This window comes from Streptomyces djakartensis, assembly GCF_014651075.1.
Classification (GTDB): domain Bacteria; phylum Actinomycetota; class Actinomycetes; order Streptomycetales; family Streptomycetaceae; genus Streptomyces; species Streptomyces djakartensis.
The window spans coordinates 203,262-221,274 of the sequence record NZ_BMWE01000006.1; the positions used below are offsets into that span (position 1 = coordinate 203,262).

Below are 18,013 nucleotides of genomic sequence, written 5' to 3' on the forward strand. Positions count from 1 at the left end.
ACCACCCAGAGGGAGGGACACCGATGACCTCGACGACGAGGCTGACGGTCGCACAGGCGCTCGTGCGCTTCCTGTCGGCCCAGTACACCGAACGCGACGGCGTACGGCAGCGGCTCATCCAGGCCACCTGGGGCATCTTCGGCCACGGCAACGTCGCCGGCCTCGGCCAGGCGCTCCTGGAGCACACCGACGAGATGCCCTACCACCAGGGCCGCAACGAACAGGCCATGGTGCACGCGGCGGTCGGCTACGCCCGGCAGTCGGGCCGCCTGTCCACGCACGCGGTGACGACCTCCATCGGCCCGGGAGCCACCAACCTCGTCACCGGCGCCGCCCTCGCCACCATCAACCACCTGCCGGTGCTGCTCCTGCCCGGCGACGTCTTCGCCACCCGCCCCGCCGACCCGGTCCTGCAGCAGCTCGAAGTCCCGTACGCGGGCGACGTGTCGGTCAACGACTGCCTGCGCCCGGTGTCGAAGTACTTCGACCGGATCACCCGCCCCGAGGCCCTGATCCCCTCGGCGCTGAACGCGATGCGCGTGCTCACCGACCCCGTCGAGACCGGCGCCGTCACCCTCGCCCTGCCGCAGGACGTGCAGGCGGAGGCGTACGACTGGCCCGAGGAGCTCTTCGCCGAGCGCACCTGGACCGTGCGGCGCCCCGGCGCCGACCCGGAGGAACTCGCCGGCGCGGTGCACATGATCCGGGCTGCGAAGCGTCCCCTGGTCATCGCGGGCGGCGGCGTCCACCACAGCCGGGCCGAGGAGGCGCTCGCCGAGTTCGCCGAGACCACCGGCATCCCGGTCGCCTCCACCCAGGCCGGCAAGGGCTCCCTGCGCCACGACCACCCCCAGGACGTCGGCGGCGTCGGCCACACCGGCACGGCCACGGCGGACGAACTGGCCCGCACCGCCGACCTGGTGATCGGCGTCGGAACCCGCTACACCGACTTCACCACCGCCTCGGGCACCCTGTTCGGCAACCCGGACGTGCGGTTCCTCAACCTCAACATCGCCCCGTTCGACGGGCACAAGCTCGCCGGCCGGCCACTCGTCGCGGACGCCCGCAGCGGCCTGGAGGAACTGACCGAGAGGCTGCGGATGCACGGCCACCGGGTCGCGCCGTCGTACGCCACCGAGTACACCGAGGACAAGGAGCGCTGGGAGCAGCGCGTCGACGCCTGCTACGAGGTGGACGAACCGGACACCCGTCCCACCCAGCCGCAGGTCCTCGGCGTCCTGGACGCCCTCGTCGACGAGTCGGACATCATCATCAACGCGGCCGGCTCCCTCCCGGGCGACCTGCACAAACTCTGGCGGACCCGGTCCCGCGACCAGTACCACCTGGAGTACGGCTACTCCTGCATGGGCTACGAGATCCCGGCCGCCATCGGCGTGAAGACGGCCGCCCCGGACCGGCCGGTGTGGGCGCTGGTCGGCGACGGCACGTACCTGATGATGCCCACCGAGATCGTGACGGCCGTCCAGGAAGGCGTCGCGATCAAGCTCCTGATCATCCAGAACCACGGCTACGCCTCCATCGGCGGCCTGTCCGAGTCGGTGGGCGGCGAGCGGTTCGGCACCGCCTACCGCTACCGGTCCGAGGACGGCACCCACACCGGCCCGCCGCTGCCCGTGGACCTCGCCGCCAACGCGGCCAGCCTCGGCATGCGGGTGCTGCGCGCGAAGACCGTACGGGACCTGCGCGAGGCCCTCGCCGAGGCCCGGGCCGCCGACACTCCCACATGTGTCTACGTGGAGACCCAAACGGCAGACACAGTGTCGGGCGCGCCTCCCGCGCAGGCCTGGTGGGATGTACCCGTGGCCGAGACCGCGACACGGCCGTCCGCGGTCAAGGCACGTGAGCTGTACGAACGGCACGTCTCCACCCGACGCCGCCATCTGTGAAGGAGTTCCCGGCCATGACGAAGATCGTCAACCACTGGATCGGCGGCAAGACCGTCGAAGGCGCCTCGGGCACGCACGGGCCGGTGACCGATCCGGCGACCGGAGCGGTGACGACGAAGGTCGCGTTCGCCTCGGTCGACGAGGTGGACGCCGCCGTCGCCGCGGCCAAGGAGGCCTTCGCCACCTGGGGCCAGTCCTCGCTGGCCCAGCGCACCTCGATCCTCTTCACGTTCCGGGCACTGCTCGACGCGCACCGCGACGAGATCGCCGAGCTGATCACCGCCGAGCACGGCAAGGTCCACTCCGACGCCCTCGGCGAGGTGGCCCGCGGCCTGGAGATCGTCGACCTGGCCTGCGGCATCAGCGTCCAGCTGAAGGGCGAGCTGTCCACGCAGGTGGCGAGCCGCGTCGACGTGTCGTCCATCCGGCAGCCGCTCGGCGTCGTGGCGGGCATCACCCCGTTCAACTTCCCGGCGATGGTGCCGATGTGGATGTTCCCCATCGCCATCGCCTGCGGCAACACCTTCGTGCTGAAGCCGTCCGAGAAGGACCCGTCGGCGTCCATCAGGATCGCCGAGCTGCTCGCCGAGGCCGGCCTGCCCGGCGGCGTCTTCAACGTCGTCCACGGCGACAAGGTGGCCGTCGACCGCCTCCTGGAGCACCCGGACGTCAAGGCCGTCTCCTTCGTCGGCTCGACCCCGATCGCCCGCTACATCCACACCACCGCCTCCGCGAACGGCAAGCGCGTCCAGGCGCTCGGCGGCGCCAAGAACCACATGCTGGTCCTCCCCGACGCCGACCTCGACGCGGCCGCCGACGCCGCCGTGTCGGCCGCCTACGGCTCCGCGGGCGAGCGCTGCATGGCCATCTCGGCGGTCGTCGCGGTCGGCGCGATCGGCGACGCACTCGTGGAGAAGATCCGCGAGCGCGCCGAGAAGATCAAGATCGGGCCCGGCAACGACCCGGCCTCCGAGATGGGCCCGCTCATCACCAAGGTCCACCGCGACAAGGTCGCCTCCTACGTCGAGGGCGCGGCGGCCGAGGGCTGCGAGGTCGTCCTGGACGGCACCGGCTACACGGTCGACGGCTTCGAGGACGGCCACTGGATCGGCATCTCCCTCCTCGACAAGGTGCCCACCACCGCCAAGGCCTACCAGGACGAGATCTTCGGCCCGGTCCTGTGCGTGCTGCGCACCGAGACCTACGAGGAGGCCCTGGACATCGTCAACGCCTCGCCGTTCGGCAACGGCACCGCGATCTTCACCCGGGACGGCGGCGCGGCCCGCCGCTTCCAGCTGGAGGTCGAGGCCGGCATGGTCGGCGTGAACGTCCCCATCCCGGTCCCCGTGGGCTACCACTCCTTCGGCGGCTGGAAGGACTCGCTCTTCGGCGACCACCACATCTACGGCAACGACGGCACGCACTTCTACACCCGCGGCAAGGTCGTCACCACCCGCTGGCCGGACCCGGCCGACGCCCCGGCAGGCGTGGACCTGGGCTTCCCGCGCAACCACTGACCCAAGGGGCGCGGGGAACTGCGCGAACAACCACGATGTACCCGCGCCCGGCAACGCAGAGGCCGAACCGAGCTCGATTCCGTACACCACCCGCAGTACGCCGAAACCCCGTGTACACCCCTGGAAGGGCCCCCACTTCGGTCTCCGGTCGACAACTGTTCGACAGGTTCACCCCGTACCGTTGACGCATGGATCTTCGACTGCCCGGACTGCACGGGCTGCTGCGGCGGCCCCGGCGGCTCCTCGCCGCCGGGGCCGCCGTCGTCGTGCTCGCGGGCGCGGGGACGTGGACGGCCGTCGCCGGCGACGAGACCGCCCCGGTCCGCCGCACCGACCGGCTCCTCGGCACAGCGGACGGCGTGCGCGTCGACACCTCGTACTTCACCTCCGGCGGAGCCGGCCGCCGCCCCGCCGTCCTGCTCGGGCACGGCTTCGGCGGCAGCAAGAACGACGTACGGCAGCAGGCCGAGAACCTCGCCCGGGACGGCTACGCGGTCCTCACCTGGTCGGCCCGCAGCTTCGGCAGGTCGACCGGGAAGATCGGGCTGAACGACCCGAAGGGCGAGGTCGCCGACGTCTCGAAGCTCCTCGACTGGCTGGCGAAGCAGCCCCAGGTCGAGCTCGACAAGCCCGGCGACCCCCGCGTCGGCATGGCCGGCGGCTCCTACGGCGGCGCCATCGCCCTGCTCACGGCGGGACACGACCCCCGCGTCGACGCCATCGCCCCGGCGATCACCTACTGGAACCTCGCCGACGCGCTGTTCCCGAACGGCGTGTTCAAGAAGCTGTGGGCCGGCATGTTCGTCAACTCCGGCGGCGGCTGCGAGAGGTTCGAGCCCGCGCTGTGCCGGATGTTCGAGCGGGTCGCCGAGTCGGGCACGCCCGACGCCGAGGCGCGCGAGCTGCTCCAGGAGCGTTCGCCGTCCGCGGTCGGCGAGAACATCAAGGTGCCGACCCTGCTGACGCAGGGCCAGTCCGACTCCCTGTTCCCGCTCGGCCAGGCCGACCAGGCCGCGAAGGCCATCCGCGCGACCGGCGCCCCCGTCGGCGTCGACTGGATCGCGGGCGGACACGACGGCGGCGACAGGGAGAGCGGCCGTGTCCAGGGGCGCGTGAAGTCCTGGTTCGACCGCTACCTGAAGCAGGACAAGGGCGTCGACACCGGACCCGCCTTCCGCGTCACCCGCACCCTCGGCACCGGCTCCGGCGACGGCGAACCCCGCCTGACCGGCGTCACCTCGGACCGCTACCCGGGCCTGGAGGGCAAGCGGCGCTCCGTCGCACTGGCCGGCCGCGAGCAGAGCTTCGACAACCCGCCCGGCGCCAGCCCGCCCGGCGTCTCCGCCCTGCCCGGCCTCGGCGGCGCCGGCGGCCTGAGTCAGCTCTCCACCCTCGGCGCCGGCGTCTCCTTCGACTTCCCCGGCCAGTTCGCCGCGTTCGAGTCCGCGCCGCAGCGCGAGGACCTGCAGATCACCGGCTCGCCCACCGCCACCGTGCACGTGAGGTCCACCAGCGACGACGCCGTGCTCTTCGCGAAGCTCTACGACGTCGGCCCCGGCGGCGGCACCCAGCAGGTGCTGCCCTCCCAGCTCGTCACCCCCATCCGTGTGGAGGGCGCCAAGTCCGGCAAGGACGTCCGCATCACCCTCCCGGCGATCGACCACGAGATCGAAGACGGCCACCGGCTGCGCCTGGTCCTCGCCTCCACGGACCTGGGCTACGCCTCCCCGACCGCCCCGGCGAAGTACACCGTCTCCCTCAAGGGCGACCTGTCGGTCCCCTCGGCCCTCGGCCAGCGGGACGACCAGGCCGGGCTGCCCGCCTGGGTGTGGTGGCTGCCGCTCGCCGGCGCGGGCATCGCCCTGGCGCTGGTCCTCACGGGCCGCCGCCGCACGGCCGCCCCCGCCCCGCCCGACCCCGCGCTCGCCGAAGTCCCACTCCAGATCACCGACCTGACCAAGCGCTACGCCAAGGCGTCGGACCGGTACGCCGTCAAGGACCTCTCCTTCCGTGTGGACAAGGGCCAGGTCCTCGGCCTCCTCGGCCCCAACGGCGCGGGCAAGACCACCACCCTGCGCATGCTGATGGGCCTCATCAAGCCCGACGGCGGCGAGATCCGCGTCTTCGGGCACGCCATCGGCCCCGGCGCCCCGGTCCTGTCCCGGGTCGGCGCCTTCGTGGAGGGCGCGGGCTTCCTGCCCCACCTGTCCGGCCGCGAGAACCTGGAGCTGTACTGGCGCGCCACCGGCCGCCCCGCCGAGGACGCGCACCTGGAGGAGGCCCTGGAGATCGCGGGCCTGGGCGACGCCCTCGCCCGCGCCGTGCGCACCTACTCCCAGGGCATGCGCCAGCGCCTCGCCATCGCCCAGGCCATGCTCGGCCTGCCGGACCTGCTCATCCTCGACGAACCGACCAACGGCCTCGACCCGCCCCAGATCCGCGAGATGCGCGAGGTGATGATCCGCTACGCCGCCGCCGGCCGCACGGTGATCGTCTCCAGCCATCTCCTCGCGGAGGTCGAGCAGACCTGCACCCACCTGGTCGTCATGGACCACGGGCAGCTCGTCCAGGCTGGTCCGGTCGAGGACATCGTCGGCTCGGGCGACACGCTCCTCGTGGGTACGGCGACGCCCGTGGACGAGCCGGTGCTGGAGAAGGTCACGGCCCTGCCGGGCGTCGCCTCGGCCGTGCGCGCCGACGAGGGCCTGCTGGTCCGGCTCGACGCCGACGGCACCCCGCAGCGCCTGGTCGCCGACCTCGTACGACTGGACGTGGCGGTCACGTCCGTCGGCCCGCACCGCCGCCTGGAGGACGCCTTCCTCACCCTGATCGGAGCCGAAGCATGAGCACGCTCGCCGAGCCGCCCGCCGAGGTCGCCGACGGCTAGCGCGCGGGCCGTACCCTGCCGTTCCGCGTGGAGCTGGTCCGGCAGCTGAAGCGGCGCCGCACGATGGTCATGGGCGGCGTCCTGGCCGCCCTGCCGGTCATCCTGCTCATCGCCTTCCAGGTCGGCGGCGACCCGGGCGGCAACAACAACCGCGTCAACCTCATGGACACGGCGACCGCGTCCGGAGCCAACTTCGCCGCGGTCAACCTCTTCTCCGGCGCCGGTTTCCTGCTCGTCATCCCCGTCGCCCTGTTCTGCGGTGACACGGTCGCCTCGGAGGCGAGCTGGTCCTCCCTGCGCTACCTGCTCGCGGCCCCCGTGCCCCGGGCCCGGCTGCTTCAGTCCAAGCTCGCGGTGGGCCTCACGCTCAGCCTGGCCGCCATGGTCCTGCTGCCGGTCGTCGCCCTCGTCGTCGGCACGGCCGCCTACGGCTGGGGCCCGCTCCAGCTGCCCACCGGCGGCACCCTGCCCACCGGCACGGCGGCCCAGCGCCTGCTGATCGTCGTCGCGTACATCATGGTGTCCCAACTGGTCACCGCGGCACTGGCGTTCTGGCTGTCGACCCGCACCGACGCCCCGCTCGGCGCGGTCGGCGGCGCGGTGTTCCTCACCATCATCGGCAGCGTCCTCGACGAGGTGACGGCCCTCGGCGACTGGCGCCACTTTTTGCCCGCGCACTGGCAGTACGCCTGGCTCGGCGCCGTCCGGCCCCGGCTGGAGTGGGTGGACATGATCCAGGGCACGTCGATTTCCGTAACGTACGCGCTGGTGCTGTTCGCCCTGGCCTTCCGCGGTTTCGCCCGCAAGGACGTCGTCTCGTAGGTCACCTCCACAGCACCCTGCGCGCCGCCCCGAGCCGCTTCCAGGTCACCGCCGTGGCCGCCTGCTTCGCCGACGCCCAGGCGGACCGCCGCCGGGACCGATCACGGCCGGGTTCCCCGCGCCGCGTGGTCCGGCTCGCCGTGCGGCGCGGGCCAACCGGGTGAATATGCGCAACCCATTTCTTCTGCGCCGGGTTGATGGGGCAGCCCCGATTCTTCAAGCAGGAGGACAACTGCAATGCGACAAACCCTGAGCAAGGGAGCGTTCGCGGCGGCCGCCGCCACGGGGATTCTGTCCCTGTACGGCAGCCCCGCCCTCGCTGACTCCGAGGCGTCGGGAGTGACGAAGGACTCCGGTGGCACGCTGTCCGGGAACAGCGTGCAGGTGCCGATCGATGTGCCCATCAACCTGTGCGGCAACACCGTCGAGGTGTTCGCGGCGCTCAGCGAGTCGTTCGGCAACGCCTGCCGGAACACCTCGCACAAGTCGAAGGGTTACGGCGCGGAGGCGTCCGCGGTCTCGAAGGGCGCCTACGGCATCGGGTCCGGGAACGTCGTGCAGGTGCCGATCGAGGTGCCGCTGAACGCGTGCGGCAACGGCGTCGAGGGCCTCGCGGTGGGCAACGAGGCGGCCAAGAACTCCTGCCACAACGGCTCGTACGGCGGCCACGACGGCGACGGCGGCTACGGCGAGGACGAGGACGACTCCTCGAAGCCGGGTGAGGACCGCAAGCCCCCGGCCAAGAACCCTCCCGCCCCGCACGACGGGAAGACGCCCGAAACCCCGCGTTCGCCCGGGGAGAAGGGCGAGACGCCGTCCTCCACTCCGCCCGGGGAGGAGCCCGGCAAGCAGCCCCCTCAGATGGCCGAAACGGGCAGTGAGACCGCGCTGGCCGCCTCGGCCGCCAGCGCCGCCCTGCTGGCCGGCGGGGTGCTGCTGTACCGCCGCGGCCGCACCACCTGGTCCCGGTAGCCGTTCCCGGGTGCCGGACGCGACCCGTCCGGCATCCGCGCCCCGCCCCGGACCGGCGCCTGCCGCCACCCGAGGCAGTCCCAGCCGGTCCGGGGACCACACCGGCGCCGCCCCGGGCGCTCGCCCATCGCCCCGGTGCGGGCCCCCGGCCTCCCGGACAACCTCTTCCGCACCCCCCGTCGACCATGCTCCGGGGGGTGTCTGCCGTCCCGGCACCTCACCTCCCGAGCGCCGTTCCCGGCACCAGCGCGGGCCGCCGACGGCTCCGTCGCCGCCGGCGGCCCCTGGTCCACCGCGCGCCGACCGTCAGGGGCGTACCGGCGACGCCGACTCGATCCGGCTGCCGCTCACCGGCGCGGGGACGGTGCCGCTCGCCGGCTTCGCCCCGAGCCGGCGGCGCACTCCCCGGACGAGGGTCGACGCCGTGAAGGACGCGCCCTGGACGAAACGCATGGCCGGGCCGAAGCCCGAGGCCGTCACCAGACCCGCGAGGAACAGGCCGGGGTACGAGGACTCGAAGCCGTGCCCGACCGCGGGAGAACCGTCGGGCAGCGCGGCCAGCGTTCCGCGCAACTCGGCGGAGAGCAGCCCCAGCCGGTCGCAGCGCGCCCGGAACCCCGTCGCGGCGATGACGTGTTCGGTCTCCAGGCTGCGCGAGGCACCCGCACGGTTCGTGGTGTCCAGCCGCACCCCGCCCGGTACCGCGCGGGCGGCCGTGACCTCGTGGCCCGGCAGCAGTTCCACGACACCCTCCACCCGGTCCCGGACCCACCAGGCGCCCGCCGGTCCCAGCGCCGTGGTCGCGATGCGTGCCCGGGTCGGCTCCGGCAGACGGCGGAACAGGCCCGGGCGCTCGGAGTAGAACCAGTTCTTCCACCCGGGGCCGAGGCCGCTGTGCGGGGAGCGTACCGACTGCCACCAGGGGCGCTCCCAGGGCGGCGGCACGTCGTTCCAGACCAGCCGGTCCGCCCGCGCCAGCACCCGTACCCGGGTGCCCTGCTCGGCGAGCAGCGCCGCCGTCTCCAGGGCGGCCTGGCCACCGCCGATGACCGTGACGTCCTTGTCGCGGAAGCGGTCGAGGTCGCTGTGGTGGCTGCTGTGCGTCACCAGCGCGGGGTGCAGTGCGCGCAGCGTCTGCGGCACCTCGACGAACGGCATCACACCGACCGCGAGGGCCACCGTCCGCGCGTGCACCTCCTCGCCGTCCTCGGTGACCGCCGTGAAGCCCCCGGGCCCGGCCGCCACCCGGGTCACGGTGCGCTCGTCGACCTCCGGCACGGCATGGCGCGCGAACCACAGGCCGTACTGTGCGAACGCCTCGACGGGGATCGGCTTCGCGTGACGTGCCGTCAGTCCCTGTTCCGCGCAGTAGACGTCCAGACGCCACCGCCCGTCCGGGTCGGAGAGGTTGGACGCCCAGGGTTCCGACTTGAGGAACATGCCGCGGGGCATGTTGTCCCGCCACGACGCCATGGGCCGGCCGAAGACGCGCAGATTCAGCCCGGCGGCCGCGGCGTGGGACGCGATCGACAGGCCGTACGGGCCCGCTCCCACCACCAGAAGGTCGTACACCATCAACTGCTCGCTTTCTCGTTGTCGTCGGTCAGGGAGGGCGAGGCCGGCGAGGCCGGCGAGGCCGCCCGGGGGATCAGCCGCGACGCCCTCGCCGTCACCGGCGCCGCCGCGGGCGGGCCCAGCCGCTCGCGGAGCCGGCGGGACACATGCCGGCACCACAGGGCCCACATGGCCCGTCCGGGGGAGCGGTCGTCCGCGGCGTACCAGGCCAGTTCGCGCCCGCCCGGCGCAGCGCGCAGCGCGGCCAGCGGCGCGTAGTTCTCCACCACGAACGTCCGCCCGTTCGCCGGGGCGCCGTCCGGCAGCGGACGGCCCGTCAGGTCCAGGTGGAGGGCCCGTACGACGTCCAGCCCCGCGCTGTCCGCGAAGAGCCGGAACTGGGCGCCGGTGCGCGGGTTGAAGTCGAGCAGGTGGTAGCGGCCCGTCGTGCCGCAGCGGCGGAAGTCGAGGTCGAAGATGCCCCGGTAGCCCAGTTCGCCGGTCAGCCGCTCGGCCAGCGCCTGGACCTCCGCGTTGGGTGTCCAGCAGCCGACCGCGGTCAGGCCCGCCCCACGCGGCCAGGACAGTTGCTTGCGGCCCGGCCCGCCCGCGCGCACGGTGCCCGAGTGGTCGGCGTAGCCGTGGAAGAACCAGTCCCGGTCCGGTCCCGGTGGCAGGTACGCCTGGAGCAGCAGCCGGCTGCCCGCCTCGTCGGTGCGCAGCAGCAGGTCACGGGCCTGCCGCACGGACCGCACCAGCGTCGTGCTGCGCAGAGCGCCGCCGGCGGGCAGCAGCCAGGGCCGGCTCCACTTCGCCACCACCGGCAGCCCGAGCTGCCGCATGGCGTCGGCGACCTCCGCCGGACTGTCCGGGGTCAGCGTCGTCGGGTGCGGGACCCCGGTGGCCGCGCACACGGCGGCCAGTTCCGCCTTGTCGGCGACGCGTTCGGCCAGTCCGCCCGGCATCGCCGGCAGCAGGTAGGAGGGCGCGAGTTCGTCCCGCATCCGGCCCGCCGCGATCGCGCCGGCGTCGTCCATCGGCACCAGGACGGCGGGGCGGCCGATCCGCTCGGCCACCTGACGCAGCACGGCCAGGATGTCCGCTGGGGATGCTCCGGGGGGCGGTGGGGAATGCATGTGGCGTACATAACGTGACGCCCCGACGGGACTTCCCACGGAATCCGCGACGACATGTACCTCCACTCCCGCCCTGCCGAGGGAACGCGCGGCCCCCAGCGTTCCGTGGTGAAAGGGGTTCCGGTCGATCCGCAGCACAACAGCGGGGACACGGGTGTCGAGCAGCGACACGAATTCTCTCTTTCTCTTCGATCGGCTCACCCGCACGGGCGAGACCAGCACTCGAAAGCCGCAACGGCAGTGGCGCCGTAGGTCTTTCCGTGACTGGCTTTCATATGATTGCCCGTCAATAGCGAAAATCGCGGCAGCACTCCGGACGAGAGCGAAGAAAGGAGCAGGCATGGCCCCACAGCAGAAGCGGGCCGGAATCCGCCGGCTGGCCCTGGGCGTGGCAGCGGTCGCCACGACGGCCGCCCTGGCGGCCGGCCTCGCGACGGGGGTGGGGGTGGGGGTGGCGCGGGCCGCCGATCCGCGGGCCCCGGCACCGACCCCGCCGGCGCCCGCGGCCTCGCCCTCGGCCCTCACCCCGCCGGCCGCCCCCGTCCCTTCGACGCAGGCCGCGCCGGCCACCACACCGGTGCCGGGCGGGGAAGCCCCGGCCTACGGTGTCTTCCTCAAGTCCGACGCCCGTGGCGTGGCCCGGCTGCCCCTGTTCAGCCACTGGCTGGGCGGTGCTGAACTGCGCGCCGGCCACACCTATCTGCCGGGCCACCGCTGGCGCGACATCGAGGGTTCCGCCGACTTCCTGCCCGTGTGGGCGGACTGGCGCAACAAGAAGCCCAACCGGATGCTCGTCCTCAACGTCCCCATGCAGGAGCGCAACGAGGAGGGCGTTCCGGACAGCGAGGTCCGGCAGCTGCTGCGGCAGGGCGCGGCGGGGGAGTTCGATCACCACTTCCGGGTCCTCGCCGAGCGCCTGGTGGAGCTGAAGGTGCCGGACACCGTCATCGTGCTCGGCTGGGAGATGAACGGCACCACGTACACCCATCGCTGTGGGCCGGACCCGGAGTCCTGGAAGAAGTACTGGAACAGGATCGTCACCACCATGCGTTCCGTGCCCGGCCAGAAGTTCCGGTTCGATTTCACGCCGAGCCGTGGCCACGACGCCGTTCCCTGGACGAGGTGCTATCCGGGGGACGACACGGTCGACATCATCGGGATGGATTCCTATGACCAGCCGACCGGAATGTCGTTCGATCAGCAGGTGCGTGAGCCATACGGGTTGCAGGCCCACGTGGATTTCGCGAAGGCTCACGGAAAACCGGTTTCCTACCCGGAATGGGGGCTCTTCCGGAACGGTGACAATCCCGAGTACATGCGGAGGATGCTCGACTGGATCGAGAAGCACAGGCCGCTCTACAACACGATCACCGACTACTGCCCGCACGGTGTGTGGCAGTGCAGGGCCAACCCGAAGTCGGCCCACGTCTACCGTTCCACCCTCTACGGCCGTACCGACGGGGCGTCCCAGCCTCTGACGCCCACGCCGAAACCGACCGACCCCGGCACACCGCCGCCCCCGGCGGACTGTACGCCGCTGGACCTGGGCAGCTGGGTGGAGGAGTGGCTCGGAGGCAGGCTCTGCCTCCGCTTCGAGTGGTGGTAGAAGTCCGGCCGGGCCCGCCGTCGTCACCGTTGTCCGCGCACATCGGCGGCGGCGGCCGGGCCGGGCACCGAGGGGGCCGGTGCGGCATCGTCGTCCTGGCCCGACCTCCTCGGCCGCGCCAGCAGGGCCAGGCCGCACAGCAGACCGCCCGCGCTGGCACCCACCAGCCCGGTCACGGCCGTTGACGCGGACGTGGGCTCACTGGGCTCCACGGCGCGCGAGAACTGCACGAGCCGCACGCGGGTGTTGCCCCGGCCGGCGTCCGCGTGCCGGGTCAGCGCCCGGGTGACCGCGTTGGCCATGTCGACGGCGAGGCCGGGGCTCGAGGAGGTGGCCGAGACGGCGACCATCGGCGCGTCCGGCGACGTCGACGTGCGCACACTGCGCTGCAGGGTGCGCACCGGCACACCCGCCCACACCTGCGCGTCCCCGAGCACCGCGAGCTGCGTGGCGACCCGGCCGTAGGCCTGCGCGAAACCGAGGGCGGCGTCCGGGGAGGACTTGTCGTTCGGCACGGCGATGACGTAGCTGGTGGCCGTGTACGTCGCCGGGGTGAGCACGCCGTACGAACCGCCGAGCAGCCCCCCGGCGAGGGTGCCCGCCGCGAGCACGGACCACAGGGGAAGTCCCTTGAGACGAGCGAGGGAGAGACGGCGCTGACGGGTCGGAGTGTCGGTCATGAGGGGGTGGCTCCCAGAGGTGAGGGGGACGGCGGACTGGAGACCGCTGCCGCGTACACGTCCGTCAGACGGGCGGCGCAGTGGGTGATGCTGTAGTGGCGCGCGACCTCCGAGGCCGTGCGCGGCCCGGCGCCGGCCGCGCGGACCTCGGCGATCGCGCGGGCGTACGCCTCGGGCCCGCCGCGCACCCGCCGGACACCGGCGGCGGAGGGCCGCACATCCTCGATCGCCGGGCAGGAGGCGTAGAGCACGGGCAGACCGGAGGCCAGCGCCTCCACGGCCGCCAGGCCGAAGGCCTCCTCCGTGGACGGGGACGCGAACAGGTCCATCGCCGAGGTGAGCGAGGGCAGGTCGGGGCCGGGTGATCCGTCGGGCAGATAGGGGCGTTCGCCGGTGAACACGACGCGGTCGGACACCCCGGCCTCGTGGGCCGTGCGGCGCAGCGCGTGCTCCTCGGGGCCGCCGCCCACCAGCAGCAGCCAGTGGTCGTCGGGGAGCCGGCTGAGCGCGTGGACGAGGACGTCGAAGCGTTTCCCCGGCGTGAGCCGGCCGACGCCGCCGACCACCCACGCGCCCTCGGGCAGGCCGAGCTGCCGGCGGGTGTGCTCGCGCCGCTGCGGATCGAAGACGAAGCGGTCCAGGTCGATGCCGTTGGGGACGACCTCGATGCGGGGCGCGGGCACCCCCCAGCGCCGCAGACGGTCGGCCACCGTCGAGGAGACGGCGACCGTCGCCGAGCCGAGCCGCTCGGTCGCCAGGTACAGCCCGCGCACCCCTGCCGTCAGCCTGCGGCCCTCCATCTGCGAGTCGCCCAGGGAGTGCTCGGTGGCGACGATCGCCCGGACCCCGGCGACGCGTGCGGCGAGCCGGCCGTAGACGCAGGCCCGGTACAGGTGGGTGTGCACCAGGTCGTAGCGGCCGGCGCGGATCAGCCGGACCAGGCGCGGCAGCGCGGCCAGGTCACGGTTGCCGCCCATGCCGAGATGCGTGACTCGGACGCCGTCCGCGGCGAGGCCCTCGGCGACCGCACCGGGGTTGGTGAGTGTCACGACGTCGCAGTCGAGGGGGAGGTGCCGCAGCAGCAGACGCAGCTGCTGCTCGGCCCCGCCGACGCCGAGCCCGGTGATGATGTGCAGGGCTCTCATCTCACAGGCCCTCCACCGGGCGGCGGCGCAGCCGGTGCAGCCCGTGCTTGAGGCGCAGCCGCCAGGCCGTGTCGTGCTGGCCGACGTACACGCGCGGCAGGGCGTGCGGGCCGCTCAGCGGGCCGGGGTCGATGGCGCAGGCGTAGGCGTACCCCGCTTCCCGCACGGCCGCGACAGCACGGGCGTCGACCGCCCCGTACGGGTAGCAGAAGCCGTCGACCCGGGTGCCGGTCAGCTCCTCCAGCCGGGCGCGGCTGTCGGCGACCTCGGCCTTGAGGGTGGCGTCGTCGGCCTTGGTGAGATCGAGGTGGGTCAGCCCGTGCGAGCCGATCTCCACGCCCTCGGCGGCCACCCGCCGGATGCCGTCAGCGGTCAGCAGCGGCTTGCGCGGGCCGAGCGGGTCCCAGGCGTTGTCGCCGCCGAGCTGCCCGGGCAGCACGAAGAGGGTGGCTCCGCAGTCCCGGCGGCGCAGCAGCGGCAGGGCCTCGGTGGCGAAGTCGGCGTATCCGTCGTCGAAGGTCAGCCCGACCAGGTTCCCGCCCTCGCCCCGGGCGCGGGCGGTCAGCAGCTCCGTCATGGACACGCCCCGCAGCCCGCGCCGGCGCAGCCAGGCCAGCTGCCGGTCGAGCCGCTCCGGCGTGACCGTGATGCGGTACGGGTCGTCCGAGCAGTCGCCCACCGAGTGGTACATCGCCACCCAGGGGACCGTGCCCTTGGACGGGGCCGGGGGTCTGACGGCGTCGAGGGAATCAACGGAAGCGGCCATGTGGGAGCCTTCGTGTGACGGCGCGTAGGGAGCGCAGAGCGGACGCGGAGCCCTGGGCACCGAGGGCCCAGGCGAGCGGAACGAAGACGAGAGTCACGGTCAGCAGGCCGGCCGCCAGACCCACCGCCGGGGACGGCGGGCGGCTCGCGGCGAACGCCCCCGCGGCGGTGGCGGCGACCGCGGCGCACACCAGTCTGCTCAGCTCGGCCAGGACCTGCCGGACCCGGACCGAGACGCTGTGGGGGCTGTCCGGCCGCCCCGCGCGCAGCCCGGCGAGCAGCAGGGCCGCCGTGACGGTGATGCCGAGGGCGTTGGCGGCGGCGATCCCCGCCACCCCCCAGGGGCGTACGGTCACGGCGCCGAACAAGGACGTCACGGCGATGCCCGCCGTCATCGCGCCGAGGGGGTACCAGCTGGCCCGGCCCGCCGAGAAGTACGAGCGCACGAGGGCGCCCACCAGGGTCTGGCTCAGCAGTCCGAGGGCGTACACACGCATGACGTCCGCCGTCGCCTCGGTGTCGCTCGCGGTGAACGCCCCCCGCTCGAAGAGCAGTTCGATGATCTGGGGGGCGCAGGCGATCACCGCGCACCCGCCCAGCAGCACCACACAGGCGGCGAGCGCCAGATCCCGTTCCACGCGGCTGCGCGCCCGCGCCGTGTCGCCGTCCGCGAGCGCCCGCGCCACCACCGGGAAGGTGACGGTGCACACCATCAGCGACAGCGTCATCGGGATCTGGGCGACCTTCTGCGCGTAGTTCAGGTGCGAGATGGCGCCGGAGGGCAGGCCGGAGGCGAGGAAGCGTTCGGCGAGGACCTGCGACTGGCGGCACAGGGCGAACAGGAGCACCGCGGCGACCAGGGCGAGCTGCATCGGCCGCTCCTCCACGTCGCTCCCGGTACCGGCCGGGGGCGACGTACGCGACGCCAGCCGGCGCCACAGCGACGGCAGTTGCACCACCACCATCAGACAGCCGCCCGCCGCCACCCCGACCGCGGCGGAGCGCACGCCCCAGCCTTCGCCGAGCAGGAACATCGCGGCGATGATGCCGGTGTTGTAGACGACGTAGATGGCGGCCGGCGCGAGGAAGCAACGGTGGGCGCGCAGGGCGGCACTGCAGTACCCGGCGAGCCCGAAGGCCAGCACGCAGACCGCCGTGATCCGGGTGCAGTCGGCGGCGAGCGGCGGGTCGGGCAGACCCGGTGCGAGGGCCTTGACCAGATGGGGGGCGGTGCCGGCGACCAGGGCGGCCACCACGGCGAGGGCCAGGCACAGCCGGGGCAGGGTGGCGCCGACCAGGGCACGGACCGGGTCACCCGGGGCGCCCCGGGCCCGGCGGGCCAGCGCCATGCTGAACGCCGGGATCAGCGCGATCGCCAGCCCGTCCTCGATGAGCAGCGTGGCGGCGAACTCCGGAACGGTCCACGCGACCAGAAAGGCGTCCGTGTCACTGCCGGCGCCGAACAGCCGCGCCAGCGACTGGTCGCGCACCAGGCCCAGCAGCGAACCGGCGATGGACAGCGACGCCGTGACCAGCGCGGCCCTGGCCAGGAAGCTGCCGGAGACGGGAGCCGAGGCCGGGTCGGAACCCTCCCCGGCCTTGGAGGCGGCACGCGCCTGGGGCACGGTCACCGCGCCGTCCGTTTCGGACCGGGGGGACTTCGAGGGCACCACGGTCATCGGGCCAGGGCCTCCTCGGCGGGCTCCCGCACCCCGCCCCGGGGCACATCGGCGGGCGCCTCGCCGTGACCGGCCAGCGCCCACCACGCCACGAGCCCCATGGCCACGGCGATCAGCACGGTCGCGGGACCGCCGATGTCCCCGTACACGAAGTCGGTCAGCAGCCAGAGCAGCAGTCCGCAGGCGACGAGCCCGCAGTCGAGCCCCGGTCCGCGGTCGCGGACGCGCAGCAGCCGCCGCACCCCGCACACCAGCAGCGCCAGCCAGCCCCCGGCGAGCGCGAGCAGCCCGATCAGGCCCTGCTCGCTCAGCACCAGCAGGTACATGTTGTGCGGAGACAACAGCGGCTGCCGCTGGTACGCCACGCCCGCCCCGTCGGTCTCGCTGCCCGACGACAGCGCCAGCGTGGCGTGCCCGTCCCGGTACTCGGGGAAGCCCTTCAGCCCGACACCGGTCAGCGGGTGCAGACGCCAGATGTCCGTGGCGGCCGCCCACAGGGTGTACCGGTCGACGACGGACTGGTCGGGGGCCTCGGTGACCTGGGCGATGCTGTCGATCCGCTGCTGCAGCAGCGCCGAGCCCACGCCGAACCCGCCCACCAGGATCACGCCCGCGGCGACCGCGGCCCCGGCGACCTTGAGGGCGCGCCGCAACCCGGCCAGCACCAGCTGCACGGTGCACGTCAGGACGGTAGCGATCCAGGCGCCCCGGCTGAAGGAGAGCGCCAGCGGCAGCAGCAGGACCGACGCGCACCCGGCGGCCAGGATCCGCTGCCGTACCGGCACCCGGCCCAGCGCGATCCCGACCGCGCACACCAGGCCCAGCGAGACAGTCGTCGCCATCCCCATCACGTCGTGCGGCCCGAAGGTGCCCACCGCCCGGATGTTCTCGCCCTGGTAGGAGGCGCCGGTCCGGGTGACGAACTGGTGCACGCCCACGGCCCCCTGACACAGACCGAGCCCCACGAAGGACCAGGCCACCATCCGGAAGCCGGCCCGGTCGCGGAGCAGCAGCAGCACGGCCGCCGGAACGAGCACGAAGGTCTGCAGATAGCGTCCGAGGCCGGTGAGCCCGGCCTGGGACGAGAACGCCCCCATGGCGGCGAGCGCGAGCCCCACCACCGGCAGGCCCAGCACCAGGGCCGCGGTGGGCGTCAGCGGGCGCCGCCTTTCACGCAGCAGACGGATCACGCAGTACACGACGACCAGCCCGGAGAGCACGTCGGCGGGCCCCGCGCCGTCCGGGGTCAGCGGCAGGGCCAGCACGGCGGGTACGGCCATCACGGCCAGGGCCGGCGCCGACGCGGCGACCCGGTGGGGGAGCGGTGCAAGGGCGAGGCTCAA

Annotated in this window: 13 protein-coding genes; 6 read left to right on the forward strand and 7 right to left on the reverse strand. The window is 73.4% G+C overall.

Going from position 1 to position 18,013, the window contains the following annotated elements:
* Positions 1-23: 23 nt before the first annotated feature.
* The 5 genes from iolD (at position 24) to IE212_RS35520 (ending at position 8,105) form a co-directional block, all read left to right on the forward strand.
* Positions 24-1,907, forward strand: a complete 1,884-nt coding sequence (gene iolD, locus IE212_RS12570) for a 3D-(3,5/4)-trihydroxycyclohexane-1,2-dione acylhydrolase (decyclizing) (RefSeq protein WP_190197872.1) — start codon at positions 24-26, stop codon at positions 1,905-1,907.
* A gap of 14 nt (positions 1,908-1,921) precedes the next feature.
* On the forward strand, positions 1,922-3,424 hold the full coding sequence (gene mmsA / locus IE212_RS12575) for a CoA-acylating methylmalonate-semialdehyde dehydrogenase (protein WP_190197873.1): 1,503 nt from the start codon (positions 1,922-1,924) through the stop codon (positions 3,422-3,424).
* Between the two features lie 188 nt (positions 3,425-3,612).
* Positions 3,613-6,270 (forward strand): CocE/NonD family hydrolase, encoded by a 2,658-nt coding sequence (locus IE212_RS12580; protein WP_190197874.1) that lies wholly within the window; start codon positions 3,613-3,615, stop codon positions 6,268-6,270.
* A gap of 56 nt (positions 6,271-6,326) precedes the next feature.
* A complete protein-coding gene (locus tag IE212_RS12585; protein ID WP_229864266.1) occupies positions 6,327-7,133 on the forward strand; it encodes an ABC transporter permease in 807 nt (268 codons plus the stop codon).
* A 237-nt stretch (positions 7,134-7,370) separates the two neighbouring features.
* Positions 7,371-8,105, forward strand: a complete 735-nt coding sequence (locus tag IE212_RS35520) for a chaplin (RefSeq protein ID WP_190197875.1) — start codon at positions 7,371-7,373, stop codon at positions 8,103-8,105.
* 306 nt (positions 8,106-8,411) lie between these two features.
* On the opposite strand, the gene IE212_RS12595 is transcribed toward IE212_RS35520, so the two are convergent.
* Positions 8,412-9,680: an NAD(P)-binding domain-containing protein gene (locus tag IE212_RS12595; RefSeq protein WP_190197876.1), complete on the reverse strand. Its 1,269-nt coding sequence runs from the start codon at positions 9,678-9,680 to the stop codon at positions 8,412-8,414.
* Entirely contained in the window at positions 9,680-10,966 is a 1,287-nt protein-coding gene (locus IE212_RS12600) for a carboxylate--amine ligase (RefSeq protein WP_190197877.1), read from the reverse strand. Before IE212_RS12600 ends, IE212_RS12595 begins: the two co-directional genes overlap by 1 nt.
* A 169-nt stretch (positions 10,967-11,135) precedes the next feature.
* On the opposite strand from IE212_RS12600, the gene IE212_RS12605 reads away from it, so the two are divergent.
* The gene (locus IE212_RS12605) at positions 11,136-12,401 is read left to right on the forward strand and encodes a glycoside hydrolase family 26 protein (RefSeq protein WP_190197878.1); all 1,266 of its coding nucleotides are present in this window, start codon (positions 11,136-11,138) and stop codon (positions 12,399-12,401) included.
* A 23-nt stretch (positions 12,402-12,424) separates the two neighbouring features.
* Here IE212_RS12605 and IE212_RS12610 read toward each other — a convergent pair whose 3' ends face one another.
* Genes IE212_RS12610 through IE212_RS12630 form a run of 5 tightly spaced genes read right to left on the reverse strand, consistent with a single transcriptional unit; the run spans position 12,425 to position 18,013 of the window.
* Entirely contained in the window at positions 12,425-13,081 is a 657-nt protein-coding gene (locus IE212_RS12610; protein ID WP_190197879.1) for a YveK family protein, read from the reverse strand.
* Positions 13,078-14,226, reverse strand: coding sequence for a glycosyltransferase (locus IE212_RS12615; RefSeq protein WP_190197880.1), 1,149 nt, complete (start codon positions 14,224-14,226; stop codon positions 13,078-13,080). Before IE212_RS12615 ends, IE212_RS12610 begins: the two co-directional genes overlap by 4 nt.
* Position 14,227: 1 nt before the next feature.
* On the reverse strand, positions 14,228-14,992 hold the full coding sequence (locus IE212_RS12620) for a polysaccharide deacetylase family protein (protein ID WP_190197881.1): 765 nt from the start codon (positions 14,990-14,992) through the stop codon (positions 14,228-14,230).
* Positions 14,976-16,670 carry a lipid II flippase MurJ gene (locus IE212_RS12625; RefSeq protein ID WP_190197882.1) on the reverse strand — a complete coding sequence of 565 codons (1,695 nt, stop codon included), beginning with the start codon at positions 16,668-16,670 and terminating at the stop codon, positions 14,976-14,978. Before IE212_RS12625 ends, IE212_RS12620 begins: the two co-directional genes overlap by 17 nt.
* A complete protein-coding gene (locus IE212_RS12630) occupies positions 16,667-18,013 on the reverse strand; it encodes an O-antigen ligase family protein (RefSeq protein ID WP_190197883.1) in 1,347 nt (448 codons plus the stop codon). The genes IE212_RS12625 and IE212_RS12630 overlap by 4 nt, the downstream gene beginning before the upstream one ends.

Excerpts from the sequence above, each read along its gene's own strand:
- IE212_RS35520 (WP_190197875.1), top strand. The coding sequence starts at position 7,371 with ATGCGACAAACCCTGAGCAAGGGAGCGTTCGCGGCGGCCGCCGCCACG.
- IE212_RS12620 (WP_190197881.1), bottom strand. The coding sequence starts at position 14,992 with ATGGCCGCTTCCGTTGATTCCCTCGACGCCGTCAGACCCCCGGCCCCG.
- iolD (WP_190197872.1), top strand. The coding sequence starts at position 24 with ATGACCTCGACGACGAGGCTGACGGTCGCACAGGCGCTCGTGCGCTTC.
- IE212_RS12615 (WP_190197880.1), bottom strand. The coding sequence starts at position 14,226 with ATGAGAGCCCTGCACATCATCACCGGGCTCGGCGTCGGCGGGGCCGAG.
- IE212_RS12595 (WP_190197876.1), bottom strand. The coding sequence starts at position 9,680 with ATGGTGTACGACCTTCTGGTGGTGGGAGCGGGCCCGTACGGCCTGTCG.
- IE212_RS12580 (WP_190197874.1), top strand. The coding sequence starts at position 3,613 with ATGGATCTTCGACTGCCCGGACTGCACGGGCTGCTGCGGCGGCCCCGG.
- mmsA (WP_190197873.1), top strand. The coding sequence starts at position 1,922 with ATGACGAAGATCGTCAACCACTGGATCGGCGGCAAGACCGTCGAAGGC.
- IE212_RS12605 (WP_190197878.1), top strand. The coding sequence starts at position 11,136 with ATGGCCCCACAGCAGAAGCGGGCCGGAATCCGCCGGCTGGCCCTGGGC.
- IE212_RS12625 (WP_190197882.1), bottom strand. The coding sequence starts at position 16,670 with ATGACCGTGGTGCCCTCGAAGTCCCCCCGGTCCGAAACGGACGGCGCG.
- IE212_RS12610 (WP_190197879.1), bottom strand. The coding sequence starts at position 13,081 with ATGACCGACACTCCGACCCGTCAGCGCCGTCTCTCCCTCGCTCGTCTC.